The sequence below is a fragment of the Streptomyces sp. NPDC039462 genome (assembly GCF_055639375.1).
Genome location: NZ_JBVKAO010000005.1, coordinates 294,714 through 313,798 on the forward strand (window position 1 = coordinate 294,714; position 19,085 = coordinate 313,798).

The following is a 19,085-nucleotide window of genomic DNA, read 5'->3' on the forward strand; positions in this document are numbered from 1 at the left end:
TCCACTCACATGCGTAACAGAAACATTTTGGCGCTGACCCTGGCCGCGGCCGCCACCCTGGCGGCCGTGCCGGCAGCTCTCCCCGCGGCCGCCGCCACGGCCGCGAACTCCCGCACCGCAGCCGCGGATTGCCCCCAGCTGTCGAAGAAGCTGACCTGGTACGGCAACAACCGCGCCAAGCTCCAGCGCACCATCGACGAGCGCGGCACCTGCGCGAACCCGGACCTCGGCCACGGCGGGAACAAGCGCCCGGTCGCCGCGTTCGACTGGGACAACACCATCACGAAGAACGACGTCACCGACGCGACCATCGCCTGGTCCCTGCGGCACGACAAGATCCTGCGCCCCAAGAGCTGGAAGTCCACCAGCAAGTGGATGACCGACGAGGCCGACCGCGCGCTCACCGAGGCGTGCGGCACGAAGGTCCCCGTCGGTAAGCCGCTGCCCACCTCCAGGGACAAGGACTGCGCCGACGAGATCTTCGAGGTCCGCGAGGACGGGCTGACGATGAGCGGCGCCGCGGCCTTCGCCGGGAAGTGGGACCACCGCCACACCGTCCCGCAGTACGCCTGGGTGCCGCAGCTCTTCGCCGGGCACACCGTCCGCGAGCTGGAGTCGTACGCCGCGAAGGCCCGCAAGGAGGCGCTCGCCGCCCCCGTCGGCGCCACACAGACCGTCGGCACGCACAAGATCCCCGGCTACGTCCGCTACTACGACCAGCAGCGCGACCTGATCCGCACGCTCAAGAAGGCCGGCTTCGACGTCTACATCGTCTCGGCGGGCTCGGAACCGGTGACCGAGGTCTGGTCGAAGAGCGTCGGCATCGACCGGAAGCACACCGTCGCCATCCGCTCCGTCCTGGACCGCAAGGGCCGCATCACCACCTGGAACCAGGGCTGCGGCGGCGTCCCCGTCAACAAGGGCGAGGCCATCCCCTACATCGACGGCAAGCGCTGCTGGGTCAACCAGGAGATCTTCGGCATCAAGGGCAAGAAGGCCTGGGCGAAGCAGGACTTCAGGCACCGCATCGCGCTCGGCGGCGGTGACGCCGACACCGACGTGACGTTCGTCGGCGACGCGACGGGCGCGCACCTGGTGCTGAACCGCAACAAGAGCGAGTTCATGTGCCGCGCGTATGACAACGCGGACGGCCGCTGGGTCGTGAACCCCATGTTCATCGAGCCGATGCGGCAGAAGCAGGACCTCTACCCGTGCGCGACGGCCGCGTACAACGAGCACGACGGGGACAAGGGTCCCGTCCGGCGCCCGGACGGCAGCGTGGTCGCCGACCAGCGGGACTCGGTGTACTGACCGTTGGTGCACCGGTCCTCGGTGTACTGATCTTCACGGCACGTCTTAGAGTGCCGGAATGAGCATGCCCACGCCGCCCGGCTGGTACCCGGACCCGCACCAGCCCACCGTCGAGCGCTGGTGGGACGGTGCCGCCTGGACCGAGCACCGGCGGACGCCCGAGCCGCCCCAAGTGGCCCCGGCGCAGCAGGGGTTCGGGCCGCCGCAGGACGCGACATCGGTCATGCCGGTGGCGTCCCGGGGCGGCGGCCGGGCGAAGGTCGTCGCGCTGGGCGTCGCCGGGGCCGTCCTCGTCGCGGCGATCGTCACGGGCGCCGTCGCCCTCACCAAGGACGACGGCGACCCGCAGGGCGGCACCCCGGCGCCGAGCGCCACCGCCGAGAGCAGCCCGACGCCCACCGGGTCGGAGGAGGAGTCGGCGTCCCCGAAGCCCGACCCCGACCCGGACACCCTCGTCGACGACCTCAACGGCATCACGCTCCCGGTGCCCGACGGCTGGGAGAAGGACGACGACTCCTTCGGCGGCGGCGCGACCATCCAGACCCCCGACATCGTCGACTGCCCGGGCGACTCCGGCCTCTGCCGCGAAGGCACCGTCACGTCGAGCACCGTGACCGGCACGGACGAGACGGACCCCAAGGCCCTCGCCCTCGGCGACATCAAGGACGCGGCGGACGCCGCCTACGACAAGGACAAGCTGGACAACAAGCCGTACGGCGGCATCACCGGCCACGAGAAGGTCAAGGAAGGCCAGGTGGCCGTCGCGGGCCGCAGCGGCTACTTCGTGCGGTGGCGCGTGCACACGGCGAAGGGCGACGGCGGATACGTCCAGTCGCTCGCCTTCGCGTCGAGCGTCGGCTCGGAGTCGATGGTCATGGTGCGGTTCAGCGTCGGCGCGGGCGAGGACGCCCCGCCCGTCTCCGTCATGGACGAGATCACCGACGGCATCCGCTCGGTCGAGGACAGCGCGACGGGCGGCGGGGTGGGAGACGACGTCGGGGCGACGCCCTGAGGACGCGGGCGGGGGCTCAGAGGAACGTACGTCCCTCCCCGCGGTACGTCGGGACGCTTCCCGTCACCCTGTCGCCCTCGACCAGGTGCAGGGTCTCGAACCGCTCGCACAGCTCCCCGGCCTTGGCGTGCCGGAACCACACCTTGTCGCCGATCAGCAGATCGTCCGCCGCCGGTCCGTGCAGCGGCGTCTGCACCTCCCCCGCGCCCTCCTGCGGGTCGTACCGCAGCCCCTCAGGGAGATACGGCACCGGCGAACGGTCCGGGCCCGCGACGCCCGACGCCGGATAGCCGCCGCCGAGCACCGTCACCGTCCCCGCGCCGGGCCGCCGCACCACGGGCTGCGCGAACAGCGCGGCGGGACGCCCGCTGAACGACGTGTAGTTGTCGAAGAGCCGCGGCACGAAGAGCCCCGACCCCGCGGCGATCTCGGTGACCGCGCGCTCGGCCGCGGTGTGCTGGACGCTGCCGGTGCCGCCGCCGTTCACGAACTCCAGGTCCGGCGCGATCGCCCGGACGGCGGCGATGGTCTCTCCCCGGCGGGCGGCCAGCTCCTTGCGGGCCGCGGCCTGCATCGTCCGGATCGCCCGGGACCGCGCCGGGTGCCCCGCCACGGCGTCACCCACGCCGGCGACATGACCCTCGTACGCCATGACACCCACGAGCCGGAACCCCGGCCGCCGGACGATGGCCCGGGCCAGGGCGGCGACCTGCACGGGGGAGTGCAGCGGGGAACGCAGCGCGCCGATCCGCACCTTGCCGCCGAGCACCTTCAAGGAGGTGTCCAGCTCCAGACAGACCCGCACCTCTTCGGTGCCGCCGTTCCGCGCCTCGTCGATCAGCCGCAGCTGGGCCGGGTCGTCGACCATCACGGTCACCGAGGCCGCCAGCTTCGGATCGGCGGTCAGCTCCGCGAAACCGGCCCGGTCCGCGGAGGGGTACGCGAGCAGCACGTCGTCGAAGCCGGAGCGGGCCAGCCACAGCGACTCCGCGAGCGTGAACGACATGATCCCGGCGAAGCCGTCGCGGGCCAGTACCCGCTCCAGCAGGGCGCGACAGCGCACGGACTTGCTGGCGACCCGGATCGGCTTCCCCGCGGCCCGGCGCACGAGATCGTCGGCGTTGGCGTCGAAAGCGGCCAGGTCGACGAGGGCGAGGGGGGCGTCGAGGTGTGCGGTGGCGCGGTCGTAGCGGGCGCGATCGGCGGCTCGGTCGGCGACTCGGTCTGCGGCACGGGCTGTCATGGCCGAAGCCTGCCAGACGCGATTACCAGAGGGTAGGGGGATGATCCGGGCAGATCGCCCGGGGGCGCGGACTGAGTTCCCGTACGCCGTGGGTCTGCCCGTAGAGTGACGCGCACGGAGCCTGGCCGAGCGGTGCGTACGGAGCCTCGCCGACCTCGCGCTCCGGCCGGCCGAGCGCGAGGAAACGGGGGAGCATGAGCACGGAGGCGCCTCACAGCCCCATCCCCCCGCGCCCCACCACCCCACCCCACCCTCCCTCCCCACCACGCCCCACGGCCCCACCCTCCACCTCGGCTCCGGCCCCTGCGGCCCCAGCGGCCCCAGCGTCCGCAGGCTCGGCGGCGTCCGCAGCCCCAGCGTCCGTGGGTTCGGCCCCGACGGCTTCGGCTTCTGTGGGCTCGGCCCCGACGGCTCCGACTTCTGTGGGATCGGCTCCGGCGGCCCCGGCGTCCGCGGGCTCAGCTCCGACGGCCCCGGCGTCCGCGGGCTCGGCCTCGACGGCTTCGGCTTCTGTGGGCTCGGCCCCCACGGCCTTGGCCTCCGTGGCTCCGGTCCCGCCGGCCCCGGCCTCCGTGGTGTCGGCGGCCCCCACGCTTCCGGCCCCCACGGTCTCCGTCGCCCCGCCCGACGAGACGGTCGAGCCGGCGGTCGAGCCGCCGCCCGTGCCGTCCGCTCGCTTCCCGGACGTCCGGCCGCCGGTCGACCAGGACTGGGTCCTTGACCGCCCGCGCCCCACCCCGGTCTCCCACGACGTGGACGTGGACGTGGTCGAGGACCCGGACCAGGCAGCCCGCATCCAGGACCTGCTGGCCCCCTTCGAAGAGGTCCGCCCCCGGCGCCCCACCCCCACCACCCCACCACGCTTGCCGGACTACACGCCGACGGTCGCGGGGGAGCGGCACACGGCCGCCCCGTCCGCCGACGAGGACGCAGCCCGCACGCGCCGCGAGGCGTCCGGCAAGCCGGCGCCCCCGCTCCCGGCCCGTGCCCCCGACGCCCCCTCGGCCGACGACGGCACCCACATACAAGGCGATACGCTGCCGCCCCCGCCGTCCTCGGCGCGTCTGCCCGACGTGCCGCCGGTGGTTGGGGAGGCGCGTGCGCGCGCGGCCCTCGACGAGGGGGTTGGCCCAGCCGTCGGGGAAGGCGTGCCCCGCACGCAAGGTGACGCCGCCGGCGAGACGGTGCCGGCCTCGGCTCGGCTGGCCGACGAGTCGCCGGTAGTTGTGGGAGAGGTAGGCGCGGCGGACGCTGACGTTGATGAGGTGTTCGGGGCAGGCGGTAGGGGCGGCGCGGTCCGTACGCGGCGTGATGGTTTTGGTGGGGAGACAGAGCCGCGCTCCTCGGCGTCCTCGGGCCGGGCGGCTCAGGAGCCGTCCGGCGGGGGAGGGGCCGAGGCGCGGCCCTTCGTGTTTTTGGCGCGGCCCGCGATGGGTGACGACCGCGCCACCCGGCCGCGGACCGTCGGCGCCTGGGCCCGCCCCCGCGCTGCCGCCGCCGCGGCCTGTGCCGTGCTCGGACTCGGGCTCATCGGGGGCGCGGTGACCGGGAGCTGGCTGACCGGGGAGTCCGCTGCGGGCGGTGCCGCCCGGAGCGCGTACACGGTCACCGGGGCCCTCTGGCACAGCGTCCCCGTCGACCGGCTCTTTCCGCCGGAGCTGAAGGGCGAGGGCGCCGGACCCGGCGGCGCCGACCGCGACTGGACCCGCATAGCCGTCGCCCCGGACAGCGGCTGCCAGGGCGCCTTCGACCCGCTGCTGAAGAAGGCTCTCGACCCGGTCGGCTGTCTGCGGCTGCTCCGGGCCACGTACACGGACGCCACCCACAGCCATGTCACCACCGTGGGCCTGCTGTTCACCAAGGCGGACGCCGACGCGATGCAGACCCTGCGGAACCGTTTCACGGAAGAGGGCCTGGACCGGCGGACCGACCTCATGCCCCGGCCGTACGCCGCCAAGGGCACCGCCGCCGAGGGCTTCGGGGACGCCCAGCGGGCGGCCTGGACCGTGTCCGTGCTCCCGGACGCCCCCGTCGTCGCGTACGCCGTCTCCGGATTCGCCGACGGCCGCGCCGTCACCGACCCCCAGCCCGCCACCGAGGCCATGGGCAGCAACACCACGTCGGCGCCCGCCCAGGCGGGCCTCGGCCACGAGGCGAAGGGCATCGCCGACCGTGTCGAGCGGGGGCTCCGCAAGACCATCGCGGCCGCGGAGAAGTCGGCATGAGGGCTCGTAGGGCGGTTGTCGCCGCCATGGCCGCCGCCGCGCTGGCACTCGCCCCGACCGCCACCGCGTACGCCGACGACGGCATCCGCGCCCAGCAGTGGGCCCTCGACGCGATGCACACCAGCCGGGCCTGGCAGATCAGCAAGGGCAACGGCATCACCGTCGCCGTCCTGGACACCGGCATAGACGCCGAGCACCCGGACCTCGCGGGCAGCGTCCTGGAAGGCAAGGACATGGTCGGCTTCGGCGCCCGCCGCGGCGACCGCCCCTGGGCCCGGCACGGCACCGCCATGGCCGGCATCATCGCGGGCCACGGGCACGGCGCGGGCGGCCGCGACGGCGTGCTCGGCATCGCGCCGGAGGCGAAGATCCTGCCGGTCCGGGTGATCCTGGAGGACGGCGACCCGGCCCGCAAGAAGGCCCGCAACACCCGCGGCAACGCCCTCGCCGAAGGCATCCGCTGGGCCGCCGACCACGGCGCGGACGTCATCAACCTCTCCCTCGGCGACGATTCCAAGTCCGCCCACCCCGAACCGGCCGAGGACGCCGCCGTGCAGTACGCCCTGAAGAAGGGCGCTGCCGTCGTCGCCTCCGCGGGCAACGGCGGCGAGCGCGGCGACCACATCTCCTACCCGGCCGCCTACCCCGGCGTGATCGCCGCGACCGCCGTCGACGAGAACGGCGCCCGCGCCTCCTTCTCCACCCGCCGCTGGTACGCCACCGTCGCCGCCCCCGGCGACGACATCGTCATCGCCGACCCGGACCGCAAGTACTACGAGGGCTGGGGCACCAGCGCCGCCTCCGCCTTCGTCTCGGGTGCCGTGGCTCTGATCCGCGCCGCATACCCCGGGCTCCAGCCCGCGCAGATCAAGGAGCTCCTGGAGGACACGGCCCGCGACGCCCCGTCCGGCGGCCGTGACGACTCCCGCGGCTTCGGCCTGATCGACCCCGCCGCCGCGCTCGCCCGGGCCGGCCGGCTCAAGCCCGAGGAGCCGCGCACGGCGGCGTACGGCACGAAGTACTTCGGCCGGGGCCCGGACGAGACGCGGGGCGACGACGGCCCCGCGGGCTGGGTCGGCCCGGTCGCCGGCGGCCTCGGTGTCGGCCTGCTCGCGCTGGCGGTCCACCTGTGGCGGACCAGGTCCGGGGCGCCGCGGCGGGACTGAGACCACTCTGTAGGGTCGAGACGTGGCGAACATGGCGAACATGGCGAACAAGAACATTCCCGATCCGGGCTTCTCCGACGACGACGGCACGGCCGACCCCCGGCTGGCCGCGGCGCTCGCCGCCTGGTCCGCGGACCGCACGGCCCACGGCCCGGTCCTCGAAGCCCTCGCGGGGGCCCGGCTCCTCGTCCCCGTCGTCGCCGTGCTCGGCGAGGTCGAGGAGGACGAGAACGGGCTGCGCAGGGAGAAGACCAGCGACATGGCCGTCCCCACCCTCAAGGCGGGCGACCGCAAGGCGCTGCCCGCCTTCACCTCCATCGAGGCCCTCGCCCTGTGGGACCCGGCCGCCCGCCCCGTCGCCGTCCCGCTGCACCAGGCACTGCAGGCCGCCGCCCACGAGCAGGCCGACACCATCGTCCTCGACCTCGCGGGCCCCGTCCCCTATGAGCTGGGCCGCTCCGCCCTGCTCGCCCTCGCCGAGGGACGCGCCAGCGCCGACCCGCTCGCCGACCCGGCCGTCACCGAGGCGGTCCGCGCCGCCGTCGCCGCCGAGCCCGTCGTGCTCCGCGCCCACCTCGGCCCCGGCCGCGCGGACGGCACCCTCGCCCTCGTCCTCGACCCGGCCGCGGACCCGGCCGACGCCGCCCAGCGCGTGGCCCGGCGGATCGCCGCCGACGAAACACTGAGGGCCCGCCTGGTGCGCGGTCTCGACCTGGCACTCCTGCCGGCCGAGGCGACGCCACCGGGCGAGCCCCTCTACGTACGTACGGTCTGAAAGCACCGACGGTCGACGGGTCAGCCGTGGACCGGGCGACACATCAGCCGTAGATCGCACCCGTGTACTTCTCGCCCGGCCCCTGGCCCGGCTCGTCCTTCACCAGCGACGCCTCGCGGAACGCCAGCTGCAGCGACTTCAGCCCGTCGCGCAGCGGCGCCGCGTGGAACGAGCTGATCTCCGTGGCGCTCGCGTCGAGGAGGCCGGCCAGCGAGTGGATCAGCTTGCGGGCCTCGTCCAGGTCCTTGTGGCCCTCGCCACCCTCGGCCAGACCGAGGTTGACGGCGGCGGCGCTCATCAGGTGGACCGCCACGGTGGTGATCACCTCGACCGCGGGGACGTCCGCGATGTCACGGGTCAGGGTGTCGAAGTCGGGGGAGTCACCGGAGGGGGACTCGGGGGCGGGGGTCGCGTCGCTCATGCTCACATCTTCCTGAGGGCCGAAACGGTGTAAGCCTAGTTGATGGCGGTGCCCGGGCCTTCGGCCCGACGGAGCCCCGGCACGGCGGTCACGACGGACGACTTCTTCGATCAAATACGTCGCCGCACGGGCTCCCCGGCCGGCGGCCCGGGACCGCTGGGGCGTGTACTTCCCGAAGTGCTGGTATTCTGGACAGCGACCGGTTGGCTCCGCAGTGAGTCAACCCGCAAGTGGAGGCTCCGAATCTCCCACCTGGCCGCCCTGAGGGCGGCGGGTCACCGGTCAGACGGTTTCCATCGTTCCGTACGGACGATGGAATTGTCAGACGCGCCCCGCGGTACACCGTGGTGGTGCTCCGGTTTGTGAGGAGCCCCGCCTGTGTTCCGGTCGGGGCATTTTTTGTGCGCCGAATCGGTTAGGTCCAACGAAAACAGACGTTACGTGGCTGTCCGCCAGACGGCCGCGTGGTGCTACCGAGGAGGATCCATCAGCGCCGAGCCCCGCATCAACGACCGGATTCGCGTTCCCGAGGTGCGACTTGTCGGTCCCAGCGGCGAGCAGGTCGGGATTGTTCCGCTTGCCAAGGCCCTGGAGCTTGCACAGGAGTACGACCTCGACCTGGTCGAGGTGGCCGCGACCGCGCGTCCGCCGGTCTGCAAGCTCATGGACTACGGGAAGTTCAAATACGAGTCGGCCATGAAGGCCCGTGAGGCGCGCAAGAACCAGGCGCACACGGTCATCAAGGAGATGAAGCTCCGGCCGAAGATCGACCCGCACGACTACGACACCAAAAAGGGTCACGTCGTCCGGTTCCTCAAGCAGGGCGACAAGGTCAAGATCACGATCATGTTCCGTGGTCGCGAGCAGTCCCGCCCCGAGCTGGGTTTCCGACTGCTGCAGCGCCTCGCTTCGGACGTCGAGGACCTTGGGTTCATCGAGTCGAACCCGAAGCAGGACGGCCGAAACATGATCATGGTTCTCGGTCCGCACAAGAAGAAGACCGAGGCGATGGCCGAGGCCCGTGAGGCCCAGGCGGCTCGCAAGGCGGACGCGAAGGCCAATCCGGGCCGCTCGCAGAACTCCGCCGAGGGGGAGGAGCTCGACGAGGCTCCCGCCGAGGCCCCGGCCGAGGCCAACGCCGAGGCCTGATCCCCGGACGCGAGTCCAGGGGATGCCAATCGATACATATGGCTCCCGGATGCCCGGTTTCGCGACCGGGCATCGGAGTGCCACTGACGAGGAGAGAACGGCGCTATGCCGAAGAACAAGACTCACAGCGGTGCCAAGAAGCGTTTCCGGGTCACCGGCTCGGGCAAGGTGCTCCGGCAGCGTGCCAACCGCCGCCACTACCTCGAGCACAAGTCCTCGACCCTGACCCGCCGCCTCGCCGGCACCGTCGAGCTGTCGTCGGCGGACTCCGCCAAGGTCAAGAAGCTCCTCGGTATGTGACGGCGCGCCCCGCACCCGGGGCGCAGCCGACCGACCATCGGGACCAAGCCGTTCTCGGGTCACACACGTGACCCAGCTACAAGGAGTTAACAAGTGGCACGCGTCAAGCGGGCAGTCAACGCCCACAAGAAGCGTCGGGCGATCCTCGAGCAGGCCAGCGGTTACCGCGGCCAGCGGTCGCGCCTGTACCGCAAGGCCAAGGAGCAGGTCACCCACTCCCTGGTCTACAACTACAACGACCGCAAGAAGCGCAAGGGCGACTTCCGTCGGCTGTGGATCCAGCGCATCAACGCCGCTGCCCGCGCCAACGGCATCACCTACAACCGCTTCATCCAGGGTCTGAACGCCGCCAACATCGAGGTGGACCGCAAGATCCTCGCGGAGCTGGCCGTCAACGACGAGAACGCGTTCGCCGCGCTCGTCGAGGTCGCGCAGAAGGCGCTGCCGTCGGACGTCAACGCGCCCAAGGCGGCGTGACGCTTCGCTGAGCTGAGCGTGATCTCGGACCCGTAAGCCGAACGGCTTGCGGGTCCGAGTGCGTCCGGGTACTCGTCTGCCCTCGTCTGTCGTCGGCCGTCCGCGGGCCTCTTGTGGCTGGTCGCGCAGTTCCCCGCGCCCCTGACGGGACGCCCCTCACGGGGCGCCCGCATCTTTCCCTGAAGGTGAGTTCATGACCGCCGCCCCCGAATTGATCTCCCCCAAGTCGCCTCGCGTCAGTGCCGCGCGGCGGCTGGCCAAGCGGAACTTCCGGGGGAAGGAGCGGCTGTTCCTCGCCGAGGGGCCGCAGGCCGTGCGGGAGGCCGCCGGGCACGAGCGGACGCTCGTCGAACTGTTCGCCACCGTCGAGGCCGCCGAGCGGTACGCCGACATCGTGGGGGAGGCGCGTGCCGCCGGGGCCCGCGTGCACCTCGCCGACGAGGACGTCATCGCCGACATCTCGACGACGGTCACCCCGCAGGGCCTCGTCGGGGTCTGCCGGTTCCTCGACGTGCCCTTCGAGGAGATCCTCGCCGCCCGCCCCCGGCTCGTCGCCGTCCTCGCGCACGTCCGGGACCCCGGGAACGCCGGGACCGTGCTGCGCTGCGCGGACGCCGCGGGCGCCGACGCCGTGATCCTCACGGACGGCTCCGTGGACCTCTACAACCCCAAGGCGGTGCGCGCGTCCGTCGGCTCGCACTTCCACCTCCCCGTCGCCGTCGGCGTACCCGTCGAACAGGCCGTACGAGGGCTCAAGGACGCGGGCGTGCGGATCCTCGCCGCCGACGGGGCCGGCGAGGACGACCTCGACACGGAACTCGACAAGGGCACCATGGGCACCCCCACCGCCTGGGTCTTCGGCAACGAGGCCTGGGGACTGCCGGAGGAGACCCGCGCACTCGCCGACGCGGTGGTGCGTGTTCCGATCCACGGCAGAGCCGAGAGCCTCAACCTCGCGACGGCCGCGGCCGTGTGCCTCTATGCCTCAGCCCGTGCACAGCGCGCCGCTGGAGGGTGCCGCTCCGTCACATCGAGCTAGTAGTGTGACGGGCTCGGGGCCCCGACAGGTCCGAGAGGTGGGGTACGGGGAATGAGTGTGGGCACGAGCAGAGCACCGGGGGTACAGGACCTCGTCCGTGCTCGCGCGGACCACGGCGGTCCCGGTGACCTCGGCGGCCTCGGACTCGACCCCGACGAGCTGCCCGACGGGCTCGTCGTCGCGGACGAGACGGGCCGTGTCATCTGCTTCAACGCGGCGGCGGTGCGGATCACCGCTCTCCCCGCGGCCGACGCCCTCGGCACGCCCTTGGACCACGCGCTCCCCTTAGAAGACCTCGAAGGCCGCCGCTGGTGGCAGCTGACCGATCCCTACGGCGGCCTCGCCATCCGCGTCGGCCAGCCCGAGCGCAACCTGCTCCTGCCCGGCGGCCGCGAGGTCCTCGTCTCCGCCCGCTACGTCCGCACCACCCGCACCGGCCCCGTACGCCGTGTCGTCGTCTCCCTCCGCGACACCGAGGCCCGCCGCCGCACCGAGCGCAGCCACGCCGAGCTGATCGCCACGGTCGCCCACGAGCTCCGCTCCCCGCTCACCTCCGTCAAGGGCTTCACGGCGACACTGCTCGCCAAGTGGGAGCGGTTCACCGACGACCAGAAGAAACTGATGCTGGAGACCGTCGACGCCGACGCCAACCGCGTCACCCGGCTGATCGCCGAGCTCCTCGACATCTCCCGCATCGACTCCGGCCGCCTCGAGCTGCGCCGCCAGCCCGTCGACATCGGGGTGGCCGTCGGCCGGCACGTCCAGGCGCACGTCGCCGCGGGCCAGGACGCGGACCGCTTCCTCGTCCGGGTCCAGCGGCCCCTGCCCGACTGCTGGGCGGACCCCGACAAGGTCGACCAGGTGCTCAGCAACCTGCTGGAAAATGCGGTGCGGCACGGCGAGGGAACCGTCACCATCGAGGTGGCGCCCTCCTCCTCGCCGCGCGAGCGGGGCGGCGCCGAGACGGCCGTGACCGTGAGCGACGAAGGTCCCGGCATTCCGGAGGAGTCGATGGGCCGCGTCTTCACCCGCTTCTGGCGGGGCAGCAAGCGCGGCGGGACGGGACTGGGGCTGTACATCGTGAAGGGCATCGTGGAGGCGCACGGCGGGACGATCACCGTCGGCCGCGCGACCGGCGGCGGCGCCCAGTTCCGATTTACGTTGCCCGTGGGGGCCCCGGCGTATCTCCAGTGACTCACATGAGTCAGTGAGGGCGCCCTGAGCAGCCCGCGGGCGCATTCGTTCACCGCACCCCCGTTAGACTCGGTCGTTGGCACTTTGTGTCCCCACACCTGGGACAGCTTGTCTCCGAGTCGTTGACGGGGACCCATCCGCCAGCCAACCGGAAGCACGGGAAGAGATGTCGGCACCGAACAAGTCGTACGACCCTGTTGAGGTCGAGGCACTGAAACCTGAAGAGATCGAGCGCATGCGGGACGAGGCGCTCGCCGCCTTCGCGGCCGCAGACTCCCTCGACGCGCTCCAGGAGGCCAAGGTCGCGCACACCGGCGGCACCTCGCCGCTGGCGCTCGCCAACCGCGAGATCGGCGCGCTGCCCCCGCAGGCCAAGGCCGAGGCGGGCAAGCGCGTCGGCATGGCGCGCGGCGCCGTGAGCAAGGCCCTGGCCGCCCGCCAGGCCGAGCTCGAGGCCGAGCGCGACGCCCGCGTCCTGGTCGAGGAGGCGGTGGACGTCACGCTGCCGTACGACCGCACGCCCGCCGGCGCCCGGCACCCGCTGACCACGATGATGGAGCGCGTCGCCGACGTCTTCGTCTCGATGGGCTACGAGGTCGCCGAGGGCCCCGAGGTCGAGGCGGAGTGGTTCAACTTCGACGCGCTCAACTTCACGCCCGACCACCCGGCCCGGCAGATGCAGGACACGTTCTTCGTGCAGGGCCCCGAGGGCAAGACGGGCGACGAGTCCGGTGTCGTCCTGCGGACGCACACCTCGCCCGTGCAGGCCCGCGCGCTCCTCGAGCGCCGCGAGCCGCCGGTCTACATCGTCTGCCCCGGCCGCGTGTACCGCACGGACGAGCTCGACGCGACGCACACCCCGGTCTTCCACCAGATCGAGCTGCTCGCCGTCGACGAGGGCCTCACCATGGCCGACCTCAAGGGCACCCTGGACCACATGGTCCAGGCGCTCTTCGGCCCGGACATGAAGACCCGCCTGCGGCCGAACTACTTCCCGTTCACCGAGCCGTCCGCCGAGATGGACATGGTCTGCTACGTGTGCCGCGGCGAGTCCGTCGGCAACCCCGACCGCCCCTGCCGCACCTGCGGCAGCGAGGGCTGGATCGAGCTCGGCGGCTGCGGCATGGTCAACCCGAAGGTCCTCACGGCCTGCGGCGTCGACCCCAAGAAGTACAGCGGATTCGCCTTCGGGTTCGGCATCGAACGGATGCTGATGTTCCGCCACAACGTCGAAGACATGCGAGACATGGTCGAGGGTGACATCCGGTTCACCCGGCCGTTCGGGATGGAGATCTGATGCGGGTCCCGCTTTCCTGGCTGCGGGAGTACGTCGACCTCCCCGCCACCGAGACCGGCCGTGACGTGCAGGCCAAGCTGATCGCCGTCGGCTTGGAGGTCGAGACCGTCGAGCAGCTCGGCGCCGGCCTCAAGGGCCCGCTCGTCGTGGGCAAGGTCCTCACCATCGAGGAGCTGGAGGGCTTCAAGAAGCCCATCCGCTTCTGCACCGTCGACGTCGGCATGGCCAACGGCACGGGTGAGCCGCAGGAGATCGTCTGCGGCGCCCGGAACTTCGCCGTCGGCGACAAGGTCGTCGTGGTCCTGCCCGGCGCCGTCCTGCCTGGCGACTTCGCCATCGCCGCCCGCAAGACGTACGGCAGGACGTCGCACGGCATGATCTGCTCCGGCGACGAGCTCGGCATGGGCGACGACGGCAGCGGCGGCATCATCGTCCTGCCGCCCGAGCACGAGGCCGGCACCGACGCCATCGAGCTCCTGGAGCTCGTCGACGAGGTCCTGGACATCGCCGTCACGCCCGACCGCGGGTACGCGCTCTCGATGCGCGGCGTCGCCCGCGAGACCGCCATCGCCTACGGCCTGCCGCTGCGCGACCCGGCGCTCCTCGACGTGCCCGCGCCGAACTCCTTCGGCTACCCGGTCAAGATCAGCGACCCGCTCGGCTGCGACCGCTTCACCGCGCGCACCGTCACGGGCCTGCGGCCCGAGGCCCGCTCCCCGATCTGGCTGCAGCGCCGCCTGCAGAAGGTCGGCATGCGCCCGATCTCGCTCGCCGTCGACATCGCCAACTACGTGATGATGGAGCTCGGCCAGCCCCTGCACACGTACGACCGCTCCCGCATCCAGGGCGCGATCGGCGTGCGCCGGGCCGAGCAGGGCGAGAAGTTCACCACGCTCGACGGCGTCAAGCGCGTCCTCGACGCCGGTGACCTGGTCATCACCGACGACCGCGGCCCCATCGGCCTCGCGGGCGTCATGGGCGGCGCCAACACCGAGATCGCCGACCACGACGAAGCCGCAGGCACCACCGACGTCGTCATCGAGGCCGCGCACTTCGACGCGATCTCCGTTGCCCGCACCGCGCGCCGCCACAAGCTGTCCTCCGAGGCGTCCAAGCGCTACGAGCGCGGCGTCGACCCGCAGGCCGCGGCCGCCGCCGCGCAGCGCACCGTCGACCTGCTCGTGCTGCTCGCCGGCGGCACCGCGGAGGCCGGCGTCACGGAGGTCATCGCCCCCACCGCGCCGCGCACGATCACCATGCCGGCCGACCACCCCGACAAGGTCGCCGGTGTCACTTACGGCCGCGAGACCGTCGTACGCCGCCTCCAGGAGGTCGGCTGCGACGTGTACGGCCAGGACGACCTGACCGTCACCGTCCCGTCGTGGCGCCCCGACCTCGCCGAGCCGAACGACCTCGCCGAAGAGGTCATCCGCCTCGAGGGGTACGAGAACCTGCCCTCGACCCTGCCGAAGCCCCCCGCGGGCCGCGGCCTGACCGAGCGGCAGCGGCTGCACCGCCGCGTCGGCCGTGCGCTGGCCGGCGCCGGTTACGTCGAGTCGCTGAGCTACCCCTTCATCGGAGAGGGCGTCTTCGACCAGCTGAGCCTGGACGCGGACGACCCGAACCGCCGCGTGGTCAAGCTCGTCAACCCGCTCTCCGACGAGGAGCCCGCGCTCCGCACGACGCTGCTGCCGGGTCTGCTCTCGGCCCTGCGCCGCAACGACGGACGCGGCTCGCACGACCTGGCCCTCTTCGAGACCGGCCTCGTCTTCCACCCCCAGGACGAGCTGAAGGTTGCGGTGCGGCTGCCCGTCGACCGGCGGCCCACCGACGAGGAGATCGCGTCCCTCACCGACGCGCTGCCCGTCCAGCCCCGGCACGCCGCCGTCGTCCTCGCGGGCGCCCGCGAGCAGGCCGGCTGGTGGGGCAAGGGCCGCCCGGCCGACTGGGCCGACGCCGTCGAGGCGGCGCGGACCGTCGCCCGTGAGGCCGGCGTCGAGCTGATCGTCGACAAGGGTCAGTACGGACCGTGGCACCCGGGCCGCTGCGCCGAGCTGAAGGTCGTCGTCGACGGCGAGATCGTCTCCGTCGGACACGCCGGTGAGCTGCACCCGCGCGTCGTCAAGGCGCTCGGCGTGCCCGCGCGCACCTGCGCGATGGAGCTCGACCTCGACGCCCTGGAGCAGGCCCGCGAAGGGGCGCTGAACGCGCCGCGGATCTCCACCTTCCCGGTGGCCACGCAGGACGTCGCGCTCGTCGTCGACAAGGAGGTGCCGGCCGCCGTGGTCGAGTACTTCCTGCGCGGCGGGGCCGGTGAACTCCTGGAGTCCATCCGGCTGTTCGACGTCTTCGAGGGCGAGCAGCTCGGCGAGGGCAAGAAGTCGCTCGCGTACGCGCTGCGCTTCCGGGCCGCCGACCGCACGCTGACCGTCGACGAGGCCTCCGCGGCCCGCGACGCGGCCGTCGCGCTGGCGGCCGAGCGGACGGGCGCGGTGCTGCGCGGAGCGTAGTCACTGCCCGTAGCCGCCACCAGGCGCACAAGAGGCGCAAAGAGGGGCTTACCCGGACCACCGGGTAAGCCCCTCACTCATTTGGGTGACATGTGGCGTCACTTGGCCCGATCGGATCACACGGTAGACAGAATCGATCCGGTCGTAAGGGCCGGTCTGCGCGCGGAACAGGGCCAAGGGGGGCCACCGGCATGATCCGTATCAAGACCAGAGCCCCCTGCCGGGCGGAGCGGCAGGGCGCCCGGCGGGTGCTCACGCTGGGCCTGCCCACGGTGTGGGGCGCCGTCGCCATCACGTACAAACTGGCCTGCCCGCTCGCCACGCAGGACAGCATGGGGGCGCGGATCGTCAGCAGTGCCGTCTTCTTCGCCGTCGGCACCGGGCTCATCCTCCACGTCCGGCGGGCGCTGCTGCGGGAGTTGCGGCAGGTCCGCGAGGTCGCGGGCGCCGCACAGAACGTACTCCTCAGACCCCTGCCGCCGCGCGTCGAAGGGCTCACGCTCGCCGCCGGACGGCTCTCCGCGTCCCGGGGCGCCTCCGTCGGCGGCGACCTGTACGAGGTGGCGGCCACCGACCACGGCGTCCGTGTCGTGATGGGAGACGTGCGCGGCCACGGCCTCGCCGCCATGGGGACCGTCGCCGCGGTGCTCGGCAGCTTCCGGGAGGCCGCCCACGACGAGCCCGAACTGCCCCTGGTCCTGCGGCGATTGGAGCGGGCACTCGCACGGCACCTGCACGAGCGCTCGCGGGCCGGAGGCACCGCGAGCGGCACCCCGGCGCCGGACAGCGCGCTGGCCGAGGAGTTCGTCACCGTACTGCTTCTGGAGATCGCCAAGGACGGCGGAATCTCCGCGCTCAACTGCGGGCACCCCTGGCCGCACCTGCTCAGCGGCACCGCGCGGCACCTGACGGACAGTGTGCCGCTGCCACCGCTCGGCTCCTTCCCGCTCCCGGCCGACCTGCCGGTGCTCAACTGCGGACGGCTCCTGCCCGGCGAGCTGCTCGTCCTGCACACGGACGGCATGGAGGACGCGCGCGACGCGGCGGGGACGTTCTTCCCGCTGCGGGCCGTCCTCGCCGAGGCGGCCCGCGTCCCGCCGGTCTCCCCGCAGGGCCTCATCCGCAGGGTCTACGCCGAACTCCTCCGCCATTCCGAGGGATTGCCGTCCGACGACACGGCGCTGCTCGTGCTGCGCAACGACCGGAAGAGGGTCCCGTTGCAGCAGCCTGAGGAGGAGCCGGAGCCGGAGCCGGAACACGAGTCGGAGCGGCACGTCCGCTCCATGACCGGCAGGTGAACGACGGCCGGACTCCGGCGCGTCCGGGCGGCTGGCCGGTCCGGGCAGGCGGTGGAACACCGGCGTGCGCCATCCGCCCCGCCATGGAGTTGTGGGCAGACGGCGGGACGGACGACGCGAGTGAGGGCCGCCGCGCTGTTCGAGGGGGGAGCCGACGGCCCGGCCGGCCTCCTTAACTGATGAGGCACCTCAGTCAAGCGATCCCACACACCGTGCGGCAGAGCGCACACCCCCCGGATTCGAGCACTCCGTTCACACCCCGTGTGAAGGGACCTCCACTAATCTGAGGAGCACCGAGCCTCCGGAGGGCATCCATGCAGCCCAACACCCTGCTCGACGCGATCCTCGACGAAGCCGGCATCTCCCACGCGGGACTTGCCGCACATGTGAACCAGGCCGGCAGATCCAGAGGCCTCGCCCTGCGGTACGAACACACCGCCGTGTCCCGCTGGTTGAAGGGCCAGCGCCCGCGCGGCCAGGTGCCCGACCTGATCTGCGAGGTGCTCGCCGCCCGGCTGCAGCGGCCCGTCACCCTGGACGACATCGGCCTCGGGCTGCCCGGAGTCCCCGCCGCCCGGGTCGGCTCGGCCGCCTCCACGCTCTCCGGCTTCGTGGAACGGGCCACCGCCCTGTGGCGCTCGGACGAACAGCAGCGCCCGCACCTGCTCGGCGCCCCCGCCGTCACCGGCACGCCCGCCGTGATGCCCGTCTGGGAGTGGGAGAACCCGCCCGACGACGTCGACGTGTCGCGCGGCGGACGGCACCCCGTGAGCACGGCCGACATCGAGATGATGCGAGCCGCCCGCGCCCACTACGAGCAGATGTACCGCAAGACCGGGGGCATCGCGACCCGCACCCGCATCGTCGGCTTCCTCAACGCCGAGGCCGCGCCCCTGCTGCGCGGCAGCTACACCGACGAGATGGGCCGCCAACTGCACCGCTCCACGGGCGGGTTGGTGGCCATCGCGGGAATCTGCGCCTATGACTCCGACGCGCACGGCCTCGCCCAGCGCTACTTCCACCAGGCGCTGCGCCTCGCCAAGGCGAGCGGCGACACGGGGCTCGGGGCGTATGTGATCGCGCTGCTCGTCAACCAGTCGCTGTTCATGCGCGAGTACCGGCAGGCCGTCGCGTTCGCCGAGGCGGCGCTGCGGGCCGCGGGCCGCGACCTGACCCCGGCGCTCGCCTCCGACCTGTACGCGATGCAGGCCAAGGCGTACGCGCACCTGGGCGACGGCAGGAGCGCGCTGTCCTGCATCCGGCGTGCGGAGGCCGCGGCCGACCGGATCCTGCGCGGCCGTGAGCCGGACGAGACCGGCTATGTCCAGCCCGGTCTGGTGAACGTGCAAGTGGCGGAGGCGCTGCTCAGCCTCGGCGATCTGGTCAGCGCCAGGGAGCACGCCGCGGCGGCCGTGGACACTCCGGCGCACGACCGCGGGCGGGTGCACCGGCTCGCCATGCTCAGCCAGATCGAACTGCGCCAGGGCAACACCGACGAGGCGGTGGCCACCGCGGTGGAAATGGCGGAACAGGCGCGGGGCATGGAGTCCCAGCGGCTGCGCGACCGGCTGCGCGCCGTGCGCGAACACCTGGTCCGCAGCGACTGCGCGGGCACGGCCGAGGCGGCCGAACTGATCGCGGGGGCGCTGCGCGTACCACTGTGACGCA

Annotated in this window: 16 protein-coding genes; 14 read left to right on the forward strand and 2 right to left on the reverse strand. The window is 72.6% G+C overall.

Annotation, left to right across the window (positions count from 1 at the left end):
* Nucleotides 1-9 precede the first annotated feature (9 nt).
* Both ACZ7LU_RS27080 and ACZ7LU_RS27085 read left to right on the forward strand, forming a co-directional pair.
* On the forward strand, nt 10-1,311 hold the full coding sequence (locus ACZ7LU_RS27080; protein ID WP_471918257.1) for a haloacid dehalogenase-like hydrolase: 1,302 nt from the start codon (nt 10-12) through the stop codon (nt 1,309-1,311).
* Nucleotides 1,312-1,369: 58 nt separating this feature from the next.
* The gene (locus ACZ7LU_RS27085) at nt 1,370-2,323 is read left to right on the forward strand and encodes a DUF2510 domain-containing protein (RefSeq protein WP_398311126.1); all 954 of its coding nucleotides are present in this window, start codon (nt 1,370-1,372) and stop codon (nt 2,321-2,323) included.
* Between the two features lie 16 nt (nt 2,324-2,339).
* Here ACZ7LU_RS27085 and ACZ7LU_RS27090 read toward each other — a convergent pair whose 3' ends face one another.
* Complete coding sequence (locus ACZ7LU_RS27090; protein ID WP_471150158.1) at nt 2,340-3,566, reverse strand: amino acid deaminase/aldolase; 1,227 nt, start codon at nt 3,564-3,566, stop codon at nt 2,340-2,342.
* Nucleotides 3,567-4,108: 542 nt separating this feature from the next.
* On the opposite strand from ACZ7LU_RS27090, the gene ACZ7LU_RS27095 reads away from it, so the two are divergent.
* Genes ACZ7LU_RS27095 through ACZ7LU_RS27105 form a run of 3 tightly spaced genes read left to right on the forward strand, consistent with a single transcriptional unit; the run spans nt 4,109 to nt 7,732 of the window.
* A complete protein-coding gene (locus ACZ7LU_RS27095) occupies nt 4,109-5,791 on the forward strand; it encodes a hypothetical protein (RefSeq protein WP_471918258.1) in 1,683 nt (560 codons plus the stop codon).
* Entirely contained in the window at nt 5,788-6,957 is a 1,170-nt protein-coding gene (gene mycP, locus ACZ7LU_RS27100) for a type VII secretion-associated serine protease mycosin (RefSeq protein ID WP_471918259.1), read from the forward strand. The genes ACZ7LU_RS27095 and mycP overlap by 4 nt, the downstream gene beginning before the upstream one ends.
* Nucleotides 6,958-6,997: 40 nt before the next feature.
* Nucleotides 6,998-7,732, forward strand: a complete 735-nt coding sequence (locus ACZ7LU_RS27105; RefSeq protein WP_398311114.1) for an SseB family protein — start codon at nt 6,998-7,000, stop codon at nt 7,730-7,732.
* Nucleotides 7,733-7,775: 43 nt separating this feature from the next.
* Here the strand turns inward: ACZ7LU_RS27105 and ACZ7LU_RS27110 are convergent, their stop codons facing one another.
* On the reverse strand, nt 7,776-8,153 hold the full coding sequence (locus ACZ7LU_RS27110) for a DUF1844 domain-containing protein (protein ID WP_398311111.1): 378 nt from the start codon (nt 8,151-8,153) through the stop codon (nt 7,776-7,778).
* Between the two features lie 441 nt (nt 8,154-8,594).
* On the opposite strand from ACZ7LU_RS27110, the gene infC reads away from it, so the two are divergent.
* The 9 genes from infC (at nt 8,595) to ACZ7LU_RS27155 (ending at nt 19,081) form a co-directional block, all read left to right on the forward strand.
* Entirely contained in the window at nt 8,595-9,302 is a 708-nt protein-coding gene (infC, locus tag ACZ7LU_RS27115) for a translation initiation factor IF-3 (protein ID WP_398311108.1), read from the forward strand.
* Between the two features lie 105 nt (nt 9,303-9,407).
* Nucleotides 9,408-9,602 (forward strand): 50S ribosomal protein L35, encoded by a 195-nt coding sequence (gene rpmI / locus ACZ7LU_RS27120; protein WP_362993571.1) that lies wholly within the window; start codon nt 9,408-9,410, stop codon nt 9,600-9,602.
* Between the two features lie 93 nt (nt 9,603-9,695).
* Entirely contained in the window at nt 9,696-10,079 is a 384-nt protein-coding gene (gene rplT, locus ACZ7LU_RS27125; RefSeq protein WP_362993569.1) for a 50S ribosomal protein L20, read from the forward strand.
* A 193-nt stretch (nt 10,080-10,272) separates the two neighbouring features.
* On the forward strand, nt 10,273-11,118 hold the full coding sequence (locus ACZ7LU_RS27130) for a TrmH family RNA methyltransferase (RefSeq protein ID WP_471918260.1): 846 nt from the start codon (nt 10,273-10,275) through the stop codon (nt 11,116-11,118).
* A gap of 51 nt (nt 11,119-11,169) precedes the next feature.
* Nucleotides 11,170-12,312 carry a sensor histidine kinase gene (locus ACZ7LU_RS27135; RefSeq protein WP_398311101.1) on the forward strand — a complete coding sequence of 381 codons (1,143 nt, stop codon included), beginning with the start codon at nt 11,170-11,172 and terminating at the stop codon, nt 12,310-12,312.
* A gap of 166 nt (nt 12,313-12,478) precedes the next feature.
* On the forward strand, nt 12,479-13,609 hold the full coding sequence (gene pheS, locus ACZ7LU_RS27140) for a phenylalanine--tRNA ligase subunit alpha (RefSeq protein ID WP_468092374.1): 1,131 nt from the start codon (nt 12,479-12,481) through the stop codon (nt 13,607-13,609).
* A complete protein-coding gene (gene pheT, locus ACZ7LU_RS27145; RefSeq protein WP_398311095.1) occupies nt 13,609-16,119 on the forward strand; it encodes a phenylalanine--tRNA ligase subunit beta in 2,511 nt (836 codons plus the stop codon). Before pheS ends, pheT begins: the two co-directional genes overlap by 1 nt.
* A gap of 191 nt (nt 16,120-16,310) precedes the next feature.
* Nucleotides 16,311-17,417: a PP2C family protein-serine/threonine phosphatase gene (locus ACZ7LU_RS27150; protein ID WP_468092378.1), complete on the forward strand. Its 1,107-nt coding sequence runs from the start codon at nt 16,311-16,313 to the stop codon at nt 17,415-17,417.
* 314 nt (nt 17,418-17,731) lie between these two features.
* Nucleotides 17,732-19,081, forward strand: coding sequence for a transcriptional regulator (locus ACZ7LU_RS27155; protein ID WP_398311089.1), 1,350 nt, complete (start codon nt 17,732-17,734; stop codon nt 19,079-19,081).
* Nucleotides 19,082-19,085: the final 4 nt, after the last annotated feature.